Below are 15,619 nucleotides of genomic sequence, written 5' to 3'. Positions count from 1 at the left end.
AGTTTCTCTGGCCCAAACAAACTCCTATCTTTGTGATTCAATATATTGGTTTTGTTTTTCACCCTAGTTTTTATTTTTATCTACAGGAAATAAAAAATTAGCAGTCCGATTTATTGTTTTTAATTGTTAGTTGGATTGTTTTCTTGCTATTCGTCTTTCCTTTATATAGACAGTTTTTTTGTTGATTAATATTTTTTTAAAAAAAAGAAATTAATAAATAATTTGAATCTGTTTATCCCTGTCCTCCAGCTATTTTCTTTGATTATCAGTTGATTTCTTTCTTCGCTTTGTAGATAAATAAAAGAATGGCTTGGAGCAGAGCAATAAACATTGAATGATCAGGTTTAACGGTGGAACCTATCTGCCGACCCGACCCGACCCGACCCGACCCGACCCGACCCGACCCGACCCGACCCGACCCGACCCGGCGTGCTGTGGCCAGCTATGGGCATGTAGATCTGGATGTTTTCTCAGTATTGGATATAAACCCAGATTCTGTCTCGGCCTGCTTCAGCTTCTTTAGCCTGGGCATGCTTGATCGACCGTTCTCAGCCTGGATGCCGAGCGTGGCTTTTTGGCGATAGCGGGTAATTTGTTTAGTCAGCTATCTGCTTTGATAGGACAATCTGCTCACCGTGGAGCTTCCAGGGCATTGGGGCGACAAAGCCTTGAGTTTGAAGCACAGATCGCCGCCACAGTGAGGCAAAACAGGGGCTTGCTTGAGTGCATAGACACTATGCTGCTGTCGCGGCGGGTGGTATCACCCACTTATCTTTAAGGGGTATGTTTTTTCCTTGGCAATAGCAAGGGTATTCTCCTGCTAGCCTGTGGCTTGTATCGCTATAAGAAATAGCGCGAAACCTCCCCTCATGTAACAATTGCCGCCAAGGCTGTTTAATCCTTAAGTATCGTCTCGCTACTCACCCCGTACTTCATGTCTCAACCGAATATCGAAGAAGCCGCTCAGGATTGGCATGGCTTGCTCCAGAAAGTGCCCCTGGCAGTCCGTGCTCATGTGCTGACTATCACTCAAGATAACCAGGACGAGCTTGCGACCCACTTTTATACGCATATGCTCAAGCATCCTGCTGCGCAGGTGTATCTGTCACATGAACAGGTGCACAAGCGTTTGCATCGTTCCTTGCGCAGTTGGTTGGTTCAGTTGTTTTCGGTAGATGAGCACAGTGATATGCAGGACCAGGTCAGGCTGCAAAATCAGGTTGGCGAGGTCCACGCACGGGTGGGGGTACCTGTTCATCTGGTGCTGCGCGGCGCACGCTTGCTCAAGGGGCGTTATGCCCGCTTTTTGTTTGAGTCCTCGACTGTCAGCTCTGAGCAAGCGTGGGAGTGCTTTCGTTACGTTCAGAGCTTTATTGACTTGGCGATGGAGCTGATGAGCCATGCCTATGCCAATTCTCGTGAGCGTAAATCCCGTGCTGAAGAGTCTTATCGCCTGTTTGCCATTGTGCAGAACGCGGCAGCCGAGCGTGGGCGACAGCGTGCCGCACTGCTGGATTGGGAAAATCTCTTTATGTTTGCGATGGCGGTCAACAATGGCGTGACGCCTGCCCCGCGAATTGGAGATTCGGACTTCGGTATTTGGTTCAAACATAAGGGCGCTCATGCGTTTCAGGGCACGGTAGAGAGCCGTGAGATCCTGGATCTGATGAACCTGATTGATACCGAGTTGATGCCCGCGTTCGAACAAGGGGACACGAAAGGACAGATTTCGCGCTTGCATGAGCTGCGTGATCGAACCCGGGCGATTGGTTTGCACCTGGATCGCTTGTTTGAGCAGCAAAACGAGCTGGAGTCTGGCCGGGACGTGTTGACCCGCCTGTTAAGCCGCAAATACCTACCTGTAGTGCTTAGCCGTGAAGTGGGCTATGCCCAGCAGCGGGGGTCGCGTTTTGCGCTGCTGGCCGTGGATATAGACTTTTTCAAACGTGTCAATGATACCTACGGACATGATGCGGGCGACCGCATCTTGCGTCAGTTTGCCGAGCTGCTCAGCAATAGTGCTCGTGCCGGTGATTATGTATTCCGTCTTGGCGGCGAGGAGTTCCTCCTGGTATTGGTCGATGTGGATGGGGATGGAGCGGTGCGTGCTGCCCGCAATTTGCGTCTTCGCATTCATGCGGAAACCTTCCGGGTTGTGGATGGGGAGAGCATGAATATCACTGCCAGTATTGGCGTGGCCCTGTACGATGGCCACCCGGATTACGAGCGTACGTTGCGCCGGGTTGACCGCGCCTTGTATCAAGCCAAAGAAGAAGGCCGCGATCGGGTTGTGTACATTTGACCGGGCACGCTTGCCCACCCTTTTATGTCGTATGGCAGCAACCTGTGCTACAAGTGCGTATTGTTCTGTTCTTGCCAGTGTTTGCCGCCTGATTTCTGACTGTGTGTGGCCTGTGAAGTGCTTGTCCCGGGCCGGATGTGGTGCGATAAACACAATTACATTGAATGGCATCAATGCTTTGGCCTCAGGTTGAAGCAGGATTTGTTTGCGAGCTGATTTTATGCATCCCCGTTTGGCTGTTCTACCCCAGTATCTCCTTCCTAAACAGGCTCTGACCGAGTTTCTAGGCGGCTTGGCCTCTAAGCCCTTGGGCGGGCGTACGACCTGGGCTATCAAGCGCTTTATTGACCGTTACCAGGTCGATATGAGTGAGGCGGAAAACTCCGATCCAGCCAGCTACACTACGTTTAACGAGTTCTTTGGCCGTGCCTTGCGCCCGGGCGCCCGCCCTATCGCGGATACGGCACTGGTCAGCCCTGTCGATGGTGCTATTAGCCAACTGGGGCCTATTCAGGGCGCCGAGGTGTTCCAGGCGAAAGGCCATAGCTATTCAACCATCGCTTTGGTGGGTGGTGACGCCAAGGAGGCTGCTCGCTATCAGGATGGGGTGTTCGCAACCCTGTATTTGAGTCCCAGCGACTATCACCGGGTGCATATGCCTTGCGCGGGTGTTCTCAAGCGCATGATTCATGTGCCTGGTGACTTGTTCTCGGTCAATCCTACGACAGCGCGTGGTGTCCCTGGCCTGTTTGCGCGTAACGAACGTGTGGTCTGCTTTTTTGACTCCGAGCAAGGCCCTTTCGTACTGGTGCTGGTGGGGGCGACGGTGGTGGGCAGTATGGTCACGGTTTGGCACGGTGTGGTGAATGCCTCGCGTGATGGCAAGATTCACGAATGGAATTATGACGGCCAGGGTATCGCCTTGGAAAAGGGGCAGGAAATGGGTCGATTCTTGCTGGGCTCTACTGTTGTGATGCTGTTTCCTAAAGAAAGCGGATACCGCTTTGATCCTGGCTGGCAGCCGCAAGGCGTCATTCGTCAAGGTCAGGCGATGGGCTATCAGGGCTAAACCCTGTTTTCTAATGAGTAAAACCTGTGTTCAAGTGGACACAGGTTTTTTTTTGTCGTCGTGCCGCCCCAAGGCTCGGTGCCCTCGGCAAAAAACTCCCCCTGAGGGGTAGTAAGCCGAAGGCGTAGCGTGGGGGCATGGTTGACGGTTCAGCGCTTAAAAATCAATTTGTATTTAAGGTGTAGGTGGAGTAGGTATGAAAAGGTGGGGGACGATGGTGATCAAGATTTTGGTCTTGTTATTGGTCTTGGTAGTAGCGGTCTGGGGGACGCTTGCACTGCAATTTCAGCTTTCGGCAAGCCTTGGGCGCTGGCTGGCATTGGCCGGCTGGGTCGCGGTGGCTGTACTGAGTCTGTACGCCTTGGGTAAGGGCAAGAACTGGCTCTTTGTTCCTCAGGCGCTGGGCTTTTTGGTGCTGGTGGGCTGGTGGAGCAGTATTGTGCCTAGTAATGACCGGGAATGGGCTCCTGATGTAGCCAGAATAAGCGATGGACAGGTCAATGGTTCGATTGTGACTTTGCACAATGTGCGTGACTTTACCTGGCGCAGTGAGACCGATTTTGACGAGCATTGGATAAGCCAGGACTATGATTTGCAGACACTCAAATCGGTAGATATGTTTCTTTCGTACTGGATGGGGCCAGTGATTGCCCATACCCTGGTGTCTTTCGGGTTTGAAGATGGCCGCCATGTGGTGTTTTCGGTAGAGATACGCAAGGAAAAGCATGAGGCTTTTTCTGCAATAGGCGGTTTTTTCAAAGACTTTGAGTTAAGTCTGGTCGCGGCAACAGAGCAGGATATTGTGCGTACTCGCAGTAATATTCGCGGCGAAGACGTATACATGTACAGCGTGGATTTAGCTAAACCCGCTATGCAGGCCTTGTTCTTGTCGTATGTAAAGCAAGGCCAGCAATTGCAGACTACTCCCCGTTTCTACAACACGTTGACGGCTAACTGCACCACCATTGTTTATGACATGGTCTCCAGGATCGTGGATGGCGTACCGTGGGACTGGCGTGTGCTGGCGTCGGGCTATCTGGACGAGTATGTGTATGGTTTGAATGCTTTGGCACCCGACCATAGTTTTCAGGAACTGAAGCAACTGGGTTACATCAATCCAAGAGCCTTGTCACAGAGGGAAGGGCAGGATTTCTCAGCCCTAATTCGACAGGGTTTGCCTCTCGTAAAGCCCTTTTAAGGCTGTTTTAGGTGCTTTTGTTCCACGTGAAACATATGTTTTTCTTGTTATGATCTAATAATTAGATCGTTTCAAAAACAAAGAAGTAAATAAAACCCCATCATGTAAAAAAACATATGATGGGGTTTTTTATTTCAAATCTCCGGCTTAAGGAATAAGCTTGGCTTGAAAAAAATAAATCTTACTGCGTGAGATCTTTTTCCTGGGGCGGCTTAAGGAGTTGCCCGCCACTGCACTAGTTGCTCTAGCGTCATGGTGTTGCCACCACATACAACAACCAGAATATTTTTGTAAGGGGCTAAGGCCTCGTGATCTAGATACAAGGTCGATAACGCTGCGCCGCATGCGGGTTCCACCAGAACACGATGGTCGGTCAGAAAACGTAAACAAGCGCTGACGGCCTGGGCATCACTGACCTGAATGCAGGTGGTGGGTTGGGACTGGCTAACGGCATATGCCTGATCGCAAACACGAGGAGCTGCCAGCGAGGTGGCAACCCCGCTGACCTGGCTTAGTGTGATGTGCCGGCGTTGCCGCACTGATTCGCCCAGGCTGGCTGTGCCCTCGGTTTCGACAGCAATAATGGTGGTCTTGTCCCAACCCTGCTCTCGCAGACCTTGGGCGACGCCGCTTAGCAAGCCTCCTCCCCCTACCGCCAGCAAGACGGCATCGGGCTGCACGCCCATTTGGGCTACTTCAGCAATCAGGCTGGCATGGCCTTCCCAAAGCAAAGGGTCGTCAAAGGGATGGATCAAGGCATCATCTTCTTGCACCAGGGTCAGCGCATATTCATGGGCTTCCTGCCAGTTCTTGCCGACCACGTGTAGTTCGGCTTTTTCCCGTTGAATCAGGCGTCTGGCGTGTTCGCTGGTGCTTTCGGGAACGACGACAAGGGTGGGTATGGTGAGCCGGCGCCCGGCGTAAGCGACAGCAATCCCTGCATTGCCACCCGAGGAAATGATAAAGCGTTTCTTGTTTTGTTCAGCGTGATGCTGGCATAGGTGCCCAATACCGCGAATTTTGAATGATCCGCTAGGTTGCAATGCATCCATTTTCAACCAGATTTGTTTGCCTAGTGGTTCGCTCAAGGCATGTGAGTAAATAAGTGGTGTCTCAAGGTGAAGAATCATTTCTTATCGTTCCAGATTTTATAGTGATCTGTGGGGCATGATAAGTGCTCAAGGCCCTGTTCACCCCATTTTATCGGTCTGAAACATATGTGGCTGAAAATATTGAGCAGTGTCTGGTGGCGGTCAGGTCAAGCGTGCGGGAAACGATTTGGTAAGGATGTTTATAGCAAAGAGCCTGGGTTCGGTAACTGCCCTCGTTCTTTGCACCCAGTCTCTTTATTAGCGTTTAATGTGAGGCAGCTTACTATCTGTCTGATAGTCTGCACCTTCTTACAATTTAGCTTCTTCGGAACCGTAGTGTCCAAGCTAAATCAAGGGCTTATCTGATAAAATGCTAGCCAAACTGCCCGACTCAAGACCTCTTTCTACATAGGATTCAGGCCCGGTCTTAAGCGTTTAATTTTAGGTGCGTGATACGCGCAAAAAACCATTCCAATCACTCCGGCCATAAAGCAGGGTTGTTTTTTGCTTTGCCTGATCGGAATAAAAACAATAATAACCAGAACTTATTTCTAGAAAAGGCGCTGTTGTAGCGGCTCTTAAAGGAATAAAGATTTTGTTATGAAAACTGCTACCAGACCTGCTGATATATATATGCGTTTTTTGCAGCTCGCCGATTCGCTGCATACCCTGCCTTGCTTGCCCTGCCTGGACCCTCTTGAAGAGCGTATCTTGGTGCTGGTTGCCAAGGCGTCAAAAGATTGTTTGCGTTTGTCGGTACGCGATGTCATGGCCGTAGAGCGGCTGGGATCGCCAGCGACCATACACACCCGGCTCAAGTCCATGCGCGAGAAAGGCTGGATCGTTCTCAGTGATACGGAGGACACGCGCCGCAAACAAGTTGATTTGAGCCAAGCGGCCTTGCTGCATTTTGACCGTCTTTCTGCCTGCCTGTTAGAAGCGGCCAATGTCTGATTGCACCAATAATGCGGTGATGCATTGTGTGTAATTCCAGTATCTGTAGACAATAAGCTTTTGGCTTGAAGCGAATGCGTTGGACGCGTTCGGGTCCAGGCAATGGAATGCAAACACGCATTTATCCAACGAGTCCGCATGCTCAGCACAAAAAAGAAGGGATAAAAACAAGACGCTTGCTCCAAGATTTACCTGCCTGTAAAGAGTCTATTTTTCTATACTCAGGGTTCATATTGAATTTCCAGGCTTGGAGGCAGAATGCGCTTACCCATCTATCAGGTCGATGCCTTTACTGACACCTTATTTGCAGGCAACCCTGCTGCCGTGGTGTTGTTGTCCGAGTTCCCTGACGATGCCTTGATGCAGTCGATTGCGGGAGAGAACAATCTGGCGGAAACCGCCTTTCTGGTACCACAAGGCCAGGACTTTGGTCTGCGCTGGTTCACCCCTACGGTAGAAGTGCCCTTGTGCGGTCACGCCACCTTGGCCAGTGCGGCAGTCGTACTGCAGCATGTGCGTCCCCAGGATAGCCAGGTGGTATTTCATACCCTGAGTGGTGCGTTGACGGTGCGTCGTGACCGGGGGGCTTATGTCATGGACTTGCCTGTGCGCCCTGTTATCCGTGTGGATGACAATCCGTTGCTGGAAAAAGCCTTGGGTACCAAGGTTGCGCAGTTGTGGCGTAATGACTTCACCCATTTGGCCGTGTTGGAGACGGAAGCGCAGGTACGAGAGCTGCAGGTGGATACGGCGGCCATGCTGGCCAGCGGTTGTGAAGGGTGTATTGTGACTGCGCCAGGCTCGGGCCAGTTTGATATCGTCAGCCGCTTTTTTGCGCCTGGTCACGGTGTTGAGGAAGACCCTGTTACGGGTTCGGCGCACTGTGCTTTGCTGCCTTACTGGGCCCCTATTCTGGGGAAAAACCATTTGCTGGCGTTTCAGGCTTCTTCTCGAGGCGGGGTGCTCGATTGCTCTTTAGAGGGTGATCGCGTGTTTCTGAAGGGGCAGGCCGTCATGTATATGGAAGGCCATATTCAGGTCGGTTAAGACGGCCTAAGGCGTTATAAGCAGGCCTGGCATTGCTGTTCCCCTGTATGTAACGCCCTTTCCTTGCAGCAGTACCGTGCTATCAGCACAGCCGTTAGAAAGACAAGCCAGCGTATTTTGGTTCGGTTTTCTTTATGACGGCTTTTTATGTTTTTTTGATCTCTTATGATTCCTGTTGCGCCCTTCTCCTCGATACTTTTGCTGATTCTTACGCTTGGCCCGATCGCACTGTTTTTTCTGTTGGTCTGGGCGGTTTCGCTTTTAGTGCAGCCACGACGCCGGGCAAACTTTAAGAAAAACCCCTGGCCGCGAATCCTGTTTTTGCTCCCCTTGTTGGTATTGGCGGCTTACTACAGCGTTTTTCAATGGGAGAGCTATCGGTTTGAAAAAAAGCAGCAACAGGAGCTGGCTAGCCGGCAACATGTTTTAAAAGAGCCGGGCCGCTTTGCCGGGGTGGATATGCCAAGCGGAACAGAGCTGGAATTGAGTGTGTGGGGCGACCCAGACAGCGTGTCCTGGGCCCGTTTTCCAGAGGCTGTGAAGATAGGCAACGCTCTTGTATTGTCATTTGAGCGCCCCCGGCCCGATCTGCAAAACTCCAGTTGGAAACTGCATCTGGCAGGCGATGCAACGCTGGAGGGTTGGCAGTGTGATGGCAATCAAGTGCTTGAAATGGAACAAGATCCTACGGAAATGAACGGCTTTCGTTTTGTCAGCTGTTTTTTGGCCAAAGGCAATCAAATTACAGGCTGGAGTCCTTATGCGGCGGCCGCCAATATGAGTACGGCTCCAGACTTCGTTCTGGAGCTACCTGCGGGTACTTTGGTGCAGTCCAGACCCGCTGGGACCTTGTATACGAATGGAGAGCGGGATCAGGATCGCTGGATGGTGCGCGTTGAGGCAGAGGGCTTGCAGGTCCGTGCCTGGAACTTGCCGTTGGAGCGCGCTTATTTCTCGGTCGATAAGAATAAAGACCTGCTTTATCTCTCCCAAGCGCGATTGGCCCAGGAAATTCAATTCGGTGGATTTCCCTATTTGGCCGGTACGCGTGTGTCTACACCCAACTATCGTTTTTACCCGCAGTGGCCCCTTTTATTGAAAATGGTATTGCCGGCGGGTGAGGGTTCGGATCACAGTAAAGAACAATTCCACGAACTGCTCAGCGGCCAAATTTTGGACGATTTTCACTAGTTAACGGCCTGATTTTGGCTTTTTTTACCTGTAATCTGCATTTTTTTTGTGGTGAGTGTAATTAAATAAGGCGAATTTGTTTTGATTAGCTCAATTTGAGTTAATGTAAGCATTTGAAGCGTTTGTATAAAATAAAAACGTAACGTTTTCAAACGTTGACGGCTAGACAGCTAAAAAGTTGGTGGCTACTGGTTTCCTTTCCTGAGGTTTTGGGCTCGAGCGGCAGGGACTTGCCGCCACGCTGAAACCACCCTATTGCTGGCGTAACTGAACAAGGTTAGATGCCGCTATGACGACATATCAAGGGGAGCTGCTGGAGCATACGCAGGCTCACGCACAAGCTGCTTATTGGTTTACTCGCTTGAACTCCGGCGAGGCGACTGCAGCCGAATTACGAGAGTTTGAGGATTGGCGTCGTGACAATCCAGAAAATGAACGTTCATATCGATACATTTGCTATTTTTGTGACGCCAGCCTGGATGCGCCCGAGCATGAAATCCGCCGTTTATTGGCCAGTTCGGGTGAGAAGGCGGCGTTGCTCAAGCCTTATCACCGAGGTCTGCTGGCCGGTTTGTTTGTTTTGGCCTTGGCGCTGACGGTGTTTTTCTTTTGGCCGGAGCGGGTACTACGACAAGAGCATCTGATTTCGGGGGCACAAACGCTGGAGCAGCGGTTTGTGGATGGCGCGGTGGTGCAATTGGGCCCCGACTCCGCTCTCGAAATCCGCGAGTACGAGGACAGGCTGAATCTGCAACTGTTACGCGGTCAGGTCACTTTGCTGCTGGCTGACCCCACACCAAAGAGCGTGACGGTCTTTTCCAGCTTTGCGCAGGCGCGTAGCAACAAGGGACAGTTTTCGGCCTTTTTGAACAGCGATCAAATGACGTTTGCGGTGGATACAGGTTCGATCGAAGTCTCCAGTGGAACATGGTGGCGCCGACAGATTCGGGTCTTGATTCCCGGTCAGTATCTTGATGTTGACCGGTGGTCTGGCATGAAACGGGTTCAACCCGCTCCTGTATCTCCCAATGAGGCCGACTAAAAGTCGGCCTCTTACATTCCAGCGCGTTTAGAACATCCAGTTCAGGAACAATTTACCGTTTATATCGGCCCGGCTATCCCCAAGTAAACGGGTATTGGCCGACAGCCCTAAACGCAGGCGCTCGGATTGTTGCAAGCTGATGCTGGTTCCCAGCGATAAAGCATGACGATCCACTCGCGCATAACGCCCCTCAAAACCCACAGACTGGGCACTGGCAAAAGCCGCTTCCTGAGTCTGATGACGGCTTAGCAAAGCCTGCTCCCAAGCGATGGAGAAGGCTGTTTGCAATTGGCGATCCTGGCTTAAATTCCAGTTTTGGCGCAGGGCCAGGCCAAGCGAAGCCTGTAAGGCATGTTGACGGCTGGAATCCAAACGCAGGCGGCTGGCGGCATCGCCACTTTCTTCCAGCCCTGGACGACGGTAATGGAGATAATCCAGAGCCAGAACCGGGCCGATGCTGCCGTTTTCACCTAGCGCCCAGTTGTAGCCAGTCTGTACCCCCAGCGAGAAGGTATGGCCTGTCCAATCTGAAGCAGGACGCGCCTGATAGCCCGCAAAGCTGATAGTGCGGTTCATCTTGCCTTGTTCAATACCCACACGTAGCTGAGCCAGACCGTTCCAGCCTTCCTGGCTGTAGGCACGATAGCGGGCATGGACACCCAGGCCCAAGCCAGTCAGCTTGCTTTTGGCCTGGAAGGGGGCGTCTACATTGACGCGTTGTTCGTTGGCATTGCCGTGTACGCCCAGACTCCAGTCACTGCCCTGAGCGCGATGTTCTGCCCCCAGCATCACCCCATAGGTTTGGCTGCGGTGGTCAACATCGTTGCTGCCCAACTGCCAGTGGTAGCGGCCACCATAGGTTTGGATGAAGCTTTGCCAGCCGCTCTTATCGATACCGTCGGTTTGACGCAGTTGTTCGGACACCAACTGTTCGCGGCGCAAGGAAGCGGCGGTTTGGGCGGCGTAGGCACCTGTACTTAGCTGATCCAGGGCTAGACCAATATCGCTGCCATCTGCACGCGAGAAGTCCATGGCTTGATACACGGCTGCCAGGGACTGATTACCCGAGGAAGCCTGTGCCAGGCTGGTACCGACAGCGGCGGCATTGGGCGATGCAGCGTATTGGGCATACGCATTCTGATGACGGCTGACAGTCCAGCCATCACCGGTACTTTCCACATTCAGGGTGGGGGATGCCAACGTGGCGCTGAGCACCGCAAACTGCCCTTGTGTCTGGCTGGCAGTGAACACCTTGTCCTGATTCAAGGTCCAGCCGTTTTGATACCAGTCTGGCTGCAGGTCCACGTTCAACTCGCCATCGAGCTGAGCCAGGCCCTGCACATCAATATGATCATTCTGGGTGGTCGAGGCTTCCACCAGAATCCGGCCATTGGCGCCTTGGACAAAATTGCCCTTGATCGTCATGTTCCCGTAGGAGTTTCCGGGGCTGAGTGTGCCGTTATTGGTGAAGTTGTATTCAGGGTTGAGGGTGAATTCGCTATTGCCATACAGGGTCGCGCCCTGATCCACGCGCAAGCCGTACAGCTCATGCTGGCCATTCAAGGACGTTGCGCCCCCGGCAATGACGACCGCCAGACTGTTCAGGCCCTTGATATTGCCGTCATAACGCATCTGGAAGCTGGAGTCGGCAGCGCTGGTCGCGCGCCCATTCTCATCGGCTTTTTGACCAAAGCTGATGCGGGTCAGCAGCGGTTGCTGGTCGGAGTCGCGGCGCTTGTAATCCGAGGTAATGTCACCTGTGATTTGTGCACCCTGCAAAATATTGATGTTCTGTACCCAGGCATTGTTCGCGATATGGATGGCCGCCTTCTGACCCGATAAGGTGCCGGACAAATCGTAATTACTGATCAAGGCACCTTGCAATATCTCCGGTACAGCGCGTAGCTGACCTTTAGCCATGAGCATCCAGGAGCCGTGATATTCATCGTCGCTGCCCATGGCGTTCTGGCCAAAATCGAATAAGGCTCCGACGCCATCCTGGCCATCTGCCCGGACCTCTCCTTGCTGGACAATATGGTGATGGCGGCCATAGCTGAACTGCAGGCCACGACCATACCAGCCCTGGGCATGAATACGCGTCGCCTCGGGAATGATGAGCGTGTTTTCGCTACCATCCACACGTACACCGACCCCGCCTGGCCCGGCTGTCAGTAGATCCGCCGCTTGGGTAATGGTATTGCGTTCGCCATAAATGTGCAGACCCAAGCCTTGTGTGGCCATGTTGTACTGACCGGGCAAGTAGGCTGTGCCGTCTTCATTGCGCGCAAAGTAGCCATTGGTATTGTTCAAGGTGACGTCGTCGCCATAGACCGAATAGCCAAAGAAGTTGCGGCGATCAATGCTCAGCCCGATGTCTTGCAAGGCGGCAATTTCAGCTTCCATCAGATTCACGTAGTTGCGATAGGTCTGATGGCTCATCAGGCTGTTGCGCAGCTCGGTGTGGCTCATGTAGTTGCGGTCCACTCCATACTGTGGCTGGTCGTGGAAGTTCAGGATACTGACGGGAATGCCCGGCATGGCGCCATTCAGGACTTCCTGTACGTGATCGCCGGTGAAGTAGCCCTTGTCCTGGCGCAGATCAAAAGCGTCTGGGTCATACGGATTGGTGCAAACTGAACACAGGATTTTCTGCCCAGGGCTGGGGGCTCGACCCTGATCATCGCGCAAACCCAAGGCCCAGGGGCTGAGGTCATTTTGGAAGAAGGGGTCGGGTGGATCGAAACTGTCTGCAGGCAGGTTGTCCGTGACCGTGTTGCTGATGCCCAAGGCATGGGCCAGCTCGTGGAAAATCACTGCGTTGTAGTCAGCCTTGCCAGTTAAGGGCAGTTGGCTTGGGTTGACCGGAGCCGTATCCAGATCAAGCTTGCCGACGCTGATAACGGCATCGGGGTTATTCGGATCGCCCTGGAATATTCCCTGCAAGCGCGCTTGCAAGGCCGAGATGGTGAAGTTGGGATGGTCAGGGTTGTAGAGTGAAGCACCGTAGGCATTGGCGTTCTGGTCATTCATGGTGCCCAGATTGATCACAGCCGGTGTGTACCCTACGGGCAAATTAATGATTTCGGCCCAGCGCTCCAGCGCGGCACGAATTTTCAGTCGACCATTCTCGTCAATATTCCAGGGGGAAACGCGTGGATCGGATTGATCCGACGTATCGTAGCCCCCATCATCAGGTCCATAGATCCGCAATTCAAAGGCCTGCTGGCCTTGTTTGTTCAAAATGGATTCTGTCTGGTAAGCATGGGCGCTGCTGGCCCAGCTCAAGGCCAGCAGGGTGTGGCCTAGTAGCGCTTTGATTTTGAAGTCCATGTGATTCAGATAATGTGAAGACAATGGTTAGGGGGCATTTTTTATATAAAAGTAAATAAAAGTGTCTTTTCTTGCTACTTATTTCTGAGCTGTGCCGAACATCTGAGTAAAAGGCGCAACACCGGGTGCACACATCACGGTAAAGAATGACCGGGTTGCAGCCGTAACCTCTAAGGAATAATGTGTACAAAAGAGGAAAGTATGACCATAGAGATTAGTGGACAGGGTTTAATACATAGACAAACTATGCCTGTGGCCGAGCCATTAAACGCGACGGCCATGACGCCCCCTGTGGTGCCCGAGCAAGAAGAGTCTGGCTCCATAGACTCATCGGGACGTATCAAGGTGCACCTGTCTCCCATGGGAAAAGATCTGTCATTGACCAGTCAGCAAGCTCAGAAAAAGGGTCGTGACAAGGATATTGATAGCAGTTCTTTGCCCGATGGCATCAAGGACATACTTAAACGTATTCGTGATCTGAAAGAGCAGATTCAACAGAAACTGATGGAGCTGCAGCGTATCCAGGCCAGCAACAAAAGCAGCGAAGCGGAAAAAAAGCAGGAATTGGATCGTGTGCAAAGCGAGCTCAATAGCTTGAACGGTGCTTTATCCAGTGCGCATGCCATGTTGAACAAGGTCATGGACGACATTGAGTTGGACGGTGATGCCCGTATGGAAGTTGGGGATTTATTGATGGCGTAAAAAAAAACCGTTCAACTGGTTTTGGGAGCCCTTGGGGGCGCAGGCGGGTGTGCCTAGGCGGTAGGCCTGCATGGACATGGGCTGCGCCCCTTTTTTACTTTAAGCAGCCAGGGGCTGCTTTTGCTGACGCTCAAGGCTGGTTTGCCACCGTCAAAGCTCGCGTAATTTTGCAGTTGAGCTGATGCGGAGACATCAAATTGGCGGTGACTTGTGCCTTGGTGCGAATGATGTAGGCGGTCGAGGGGTTCAAATCAATGCAGTACACCACCAGCGAGCCGCCCCCCAAGGGAGCCGAGCCAATATAGACGCCTAACTGATCGCTGGCTGTGGAGTCATTGTGCTGCTGGAAGCCCTCTCGCGCTGCTGTCTGCTGAACCGTATTGAGGCACTGGGCCACGCTGAGACGGGAGACGGAACGCTGTTCTGCCTCCAGCTCCAGAGGTATCAGTTCTTGAGCCTGTACTACCCCAGCGCCATGAATCAAAGCCGCCATCAAAACCCACTTGTTGAGTGTGCGCATGATGCCCTCCCGCAGGAGACAATGGAGTGTTCAGCATAGTCCTGATTGATCAGGGCAGGCTTTGATAGTGCTTAATTCAGGGACGAATGTCGGGTTTTTACTGAGGTGGGGGCAAGCCGTGTGGGAGTGATCAGCTTAGTGATCAGCTTCCGAATTTGAGGAGCCTAGTTCTTTTATTGCTTTATCAAAGTCACTCTCAAACAAGCGATCTTGTATGACGCGATATTTCTCGAACTCGCTTTCAGCATGAGTCTGGGCCAGCTTGGCAGAAATCTTGCCGCTATCTTGCAGAATTTCCCGGTCATCGAATTCCAGAAACATATCCAGGCGTTTGGCCCAGTCTTCCATGGTCATGGGAATTTTGCGGCGGGCACGGTTTTCAGCCAGCTCCAGATAGGCATTGACGATGCGCCCCAAGGCATCCAGCTCGTCTTGTTTCAGGTAGTTCTTGGCAATACTGATGTCTGTTTTCAGTATTTTGCCGTCGGGAGCATTGGCCCAGGAGGTAAGTCCCATATGGGCTTGGCTGCTGTCGGCACGCTGATGAACAAGCTCTGCTGCAGTTTGACCGTGAATGGCGTAATGCAGCTTGTTCTGCACTTTGGCAAAGAAGGTTTTACTGGTTGGGGCGTTCTTGTTGTAGTCCACGCTGGTTGCGTAGATATCGGTGATCTTCTGGTAGAAGCGTCGCTCGCTCAGGCGAATTTCGCGGATTTCCGCCAACAGCCGCTCGAAGTAGTCCTCGCCCAGGAAACTGCCGTTTTCCATGCGCTGGCGATCCAGCACATAGCCCTTGATGGCGAACTCACGCAGGACGCCGGTCGCCCACTGGCGGAACTGCGTTGCGCGTATGGAGTTGACCCGGTAGCCGACAGAGATGATGGCGTCGAGGTTGTAGAACTGGGTCTGGTAGTTCTTGTCGTCACTGGCAGTTATCCGGAATTTCCGGATAACTGTTTCCGCGGTCAGTTCCTGGCTGGCAAAGATGTTCTTCAGGTGCTCGCTGACGGTGCGCACATCTACCCCGAACAGCTCAGCCATCAACTTCTGCGACAGCCACAGTGTTTCGTCCTCATAGCGGGCTTCGATGCTCTGTTCGCCGGCCTGGCCAGTGAAGATCAGAAATTCAGTAGTGCTATTTCGAATCAGCTTCTTGCCGCTCATGCCTAGTTC

The 15,619-nt window shown here is 52.4% G+C and carries 12 protein-coding genes; 8 read left to right on the top strand and 4 right to left on the bottom strand.

Annotated features, from left to right (window positions below):
• Positions 1 to 934: 934 nt before the first annotated feature.
• The 3 genes from LNA76_RS17525 (at position 935) to LNA76_RS17515 (ending at position 4,569) form a co-directional block, all read left to right on the top strand.
• Complete coding sequence (locus tag LNA76_RS17525; RefSeq protein ID WP_094198199.1) at positions 935 to 2,302, top strand: diguanylate cyclase; 1,368 nt, start codon at positions 935 to 937, stop codon at positions 2,300 to 2,302.
• 220 nt (positions 2,303 to 2,522) lie between these two features.
• The gene (gene asd / locus LNA76_RS17520) at positions 2,523 to 3,371 is read left to right on the top strand and encodes an archaetidylserine decarboxylase (protein ID WP_125277259.1); all 849 of its coding nucleotides are present in this window, start codon (positions 2,523 to 2,525) and stop codon (positions 3,369 to 3,371) included.
• 196 nt (positions 3,372 to 3,567) lie between these two features.
• Positions 3,568 to 4,569: an Lnb N-terminal periplasmic domain-containing protein gene (locus LNA76_RS17515; protein WP_230019552.1), complete on the top strand. Its 1,002-nt coding sequence runs from the start codon at positions 3,568 to 3,570 to the stop codon at positions 4,567 to 4,569.
• 212 nt (positions 4,570 to 4,781) lie between these two features.
• Here the strand turns inward: LNA76_RS17515 and LNA76_RS17510 are convergent, their stop codons facing one another.
• Positions 4,782 to 5,699 (bottom strand): pyridoxal-phosphate dependent enzyme, encoded by a 918-nt coding sequence (locus LNA76_RS17510; protein WP_108726983.1) that lies wholly within the window; start codon positions 5,697 to 5,699, stop codon positions 4,782 to 4,784.
• A gap of 561 nt (positions 5,700 to 6,260) precedes the next feature.
• Between LNA76_RS17510 and LNA76_RS17505 the strand changes: the two genes are divergently transcribed.
• The 4 genes from LNA76_RS17505 to LNA76_RS17490 all read left to right on the top strand — a co-directional run bounded on the left by LNA76_RS17505 (position 6,261) and on the right by LNA76_RS17490 (position 9,894).
• The gene (locus LNA76_RS17505) at positions 6,261 to 6,614 is read left to right on the top strand and encodes a MarR family transcriptional regulator (RefSeq protein WP_021447165.1); all 354 of its coding nucleotides are present in this window, start codon (positions 6,261 to 6,263) and stop codon (positions 6,612 to 6,614) included.
• Between the two features lie 258 nt (positions 6,615 to 6,872).
• The gene (locus LNA76_RS17500) at positions 6,873 to 7,661 is read left to right on the top strand and encodes a PhzF family phenazine biosynthesis protein (protein ID WP_108726984.1); all 789 of its coding nucleotides are present in this window, start codon (positions 6,873 to 6,875) and stop codon (positions 7,659 to 7,661) included.
• A gap of 459 nt (positions 7,662 to 8,120) precedes the next feature.
• Positions 8,121 to 8,852: a hypothetical protein gene (locus LNA76_RS17495; protein WP_230019551.1), complete on the top strand. Its 732-nt coding sequence runs from the start codon at positions 8,121 to 8,123 to the stop codon at positions 8,850 to 8,852.
• A 289-nt stretch (positions 8,853 to 9,141) separates the two neighbouring features.
• A complete protein-coding gene (locus tag LNA76_RS17490) occupies positions 9,142 to 9,894 on the top strand; it encodes a DUF4880 domain-containing protein (protein ID WP_094198204.1) in 753 nt (250 codons plus the stop codon).
• Positions 9,895 to 9,921: 27 nt separating this feature from the next.
• Here LNA76_RS17490 and LNA76_RS17485 read toward each other — a convergent pair whose 3' ends face one another.
• The gene (locus LNA76_RS17485; RefSeq protein WP_230019550.1) at positions 9,922 to 13,224 is read right to left on the bottom strand and encodes an autotransporter domain-containing protein; all 3,303 of its coding nucleotides are present in this window, start codon (positions 13,222 to 13,224) and stop codon (positions 9,922 to 9,924) included.
• 279 nt (positions 13,225 to 13,503) lie between these two features.
• Between LNA76_RS17485 and LNA76_RS17480 the strand changes: the two genes are divergently transcribed.
• A complete protein-coding gene (locus LNA76_RS17480; protein ID WP_230019549.1) occupies positions 13,504 to 13,926 on the top strand; it encodes a hypothetical protein in 423 nt (140 codons plus the stop codon).
• A gap of 130 nt (positions 13,927 to 14,056) precedes the next feature.
• Here the strand turns inward: LNA76_RS17480 and LNA76_RS17475 are convergent, their stop codons facing one another.
• Together LNA76_RS17475 and LNA76_RS17470 are read right to left on the bottom strand one after the other, a co-directional pair.
• A complete protein-coding gene (locus LNA76_RS17475; RefSeq protein WP_094198207.1) occupies positions 14,057 to 14,446 on the bottom strand; it encodes a DUF6180 family protein in 390 nt (129 codons plus the stop codon).
• Between the two features lie 135 nt (positions 14,447 to 14,581).
• On the bottom strand, positions 14,582 to 15,610 hold the full coding sequence (locus LNA76_RS17470) for a virulence RhuM family protein (RefSeq protein ID WP_230019548.1): 1,029 nt from the start codon (positions 15,608 to 15,610) through the stop codon (positions 14,582 to 14,584).
• Positions 15,611 to 15,619: the final 9 nt, after the last annotated feature.

It is taken from the genome of Alcaligenes sp. MMA (assembly GCF_020907215.1).
Taxonomy (GTDB): Bacteria; Pseudomonadota; Gammaproteobacteria; order Burkholderiales; family Burkholderiaceae_B; genus Alcaligenes; species Alcaligenes aquatilis.
This window is presented reverse-complemented; position numbering and strand designations above follow the sequence as displayed.

Coding starts and splice junctions, on each gene's coding strand:
- LNA76_RS17525 (WP_094198199.1), top strand. CDS start 935: ATGTCTCAACCGAATATCGAAGAAGCCGCTCAGGATTGGCATGGCTTG.
- asd (WP_125277259.1), top strand. CDS start 2,523: ATGCATCCCCGTTTGGCTGTTCTACCCCAGTATCTCCTTCCTAAACAG.
- LNA76_RS17515 (WP_230019552.1), top strand. CDS start 3,568: ATGAAAAGGTGGGGGACGATGGTGATCAAGATTTTGGTCTTGTTATTG.
- LNA76_RS17510 (WP_108726983.1), bottom strand. CDS start 5,699: ATGATTCTTCACCTTGAGACACCACTTATTTACTCACATGCCTTGAGC.
- LNA76_RS17505 (WP_021447165.1), top strand. CDS start 6,261: ATGAAAACTGCTACCAGACCTGCTGATATATATATGCGTTTTTTGCAG.
- LNA76_RS17500 (WP_108726984.1), top strand. CDS start 6,873: ATGCGCTTACCCATCTATCAGGTCGATGCCTTTACTGACACCTTATTT.
- LNA76_RS17495 (WP_230019551.1), top strand. CDS start 8,121: ATGCCAAGCGGAACAGAGCTGGAATTGAGTGTGTGGGGCGACCCAGAC.
- LNA76_RS17490 (WP_094198204.1), top strand. CDS start 9,142: ATGACGACATATCAAGGGGAGCTGCTGGAGCATACGCAGGCTCACGCA.
- LNA76_RS17485 (WP_230019550.1), bottom strand. CDS start 13,224: ATGGACTTCAAAATCAAAGCGCTACTAGGCCACACCCTGCTGGCCTTG.
- LNA76_RS17480 (WP_230019549.1), top strand. CDS start 13,504: ATGACGCCCCCTGTGGTGCCCGAGCAAGAAGAGTCTGGCTCCATAGAC.
- LNA76_RS17475 (WP_094198207.1), bottom strand. CDS start 14,446: ATGCGCACACTCAACAAGTGGGTTTTGATGGCGGCTTTGATTCATGGC.
- LNA76_RS17470 (WP_230019548.1), bottom strand. CDS start 15,610: ATGAGCGGCAAGAAGCTGATTCGAAATAGCACTACTGAATTTCTGATC.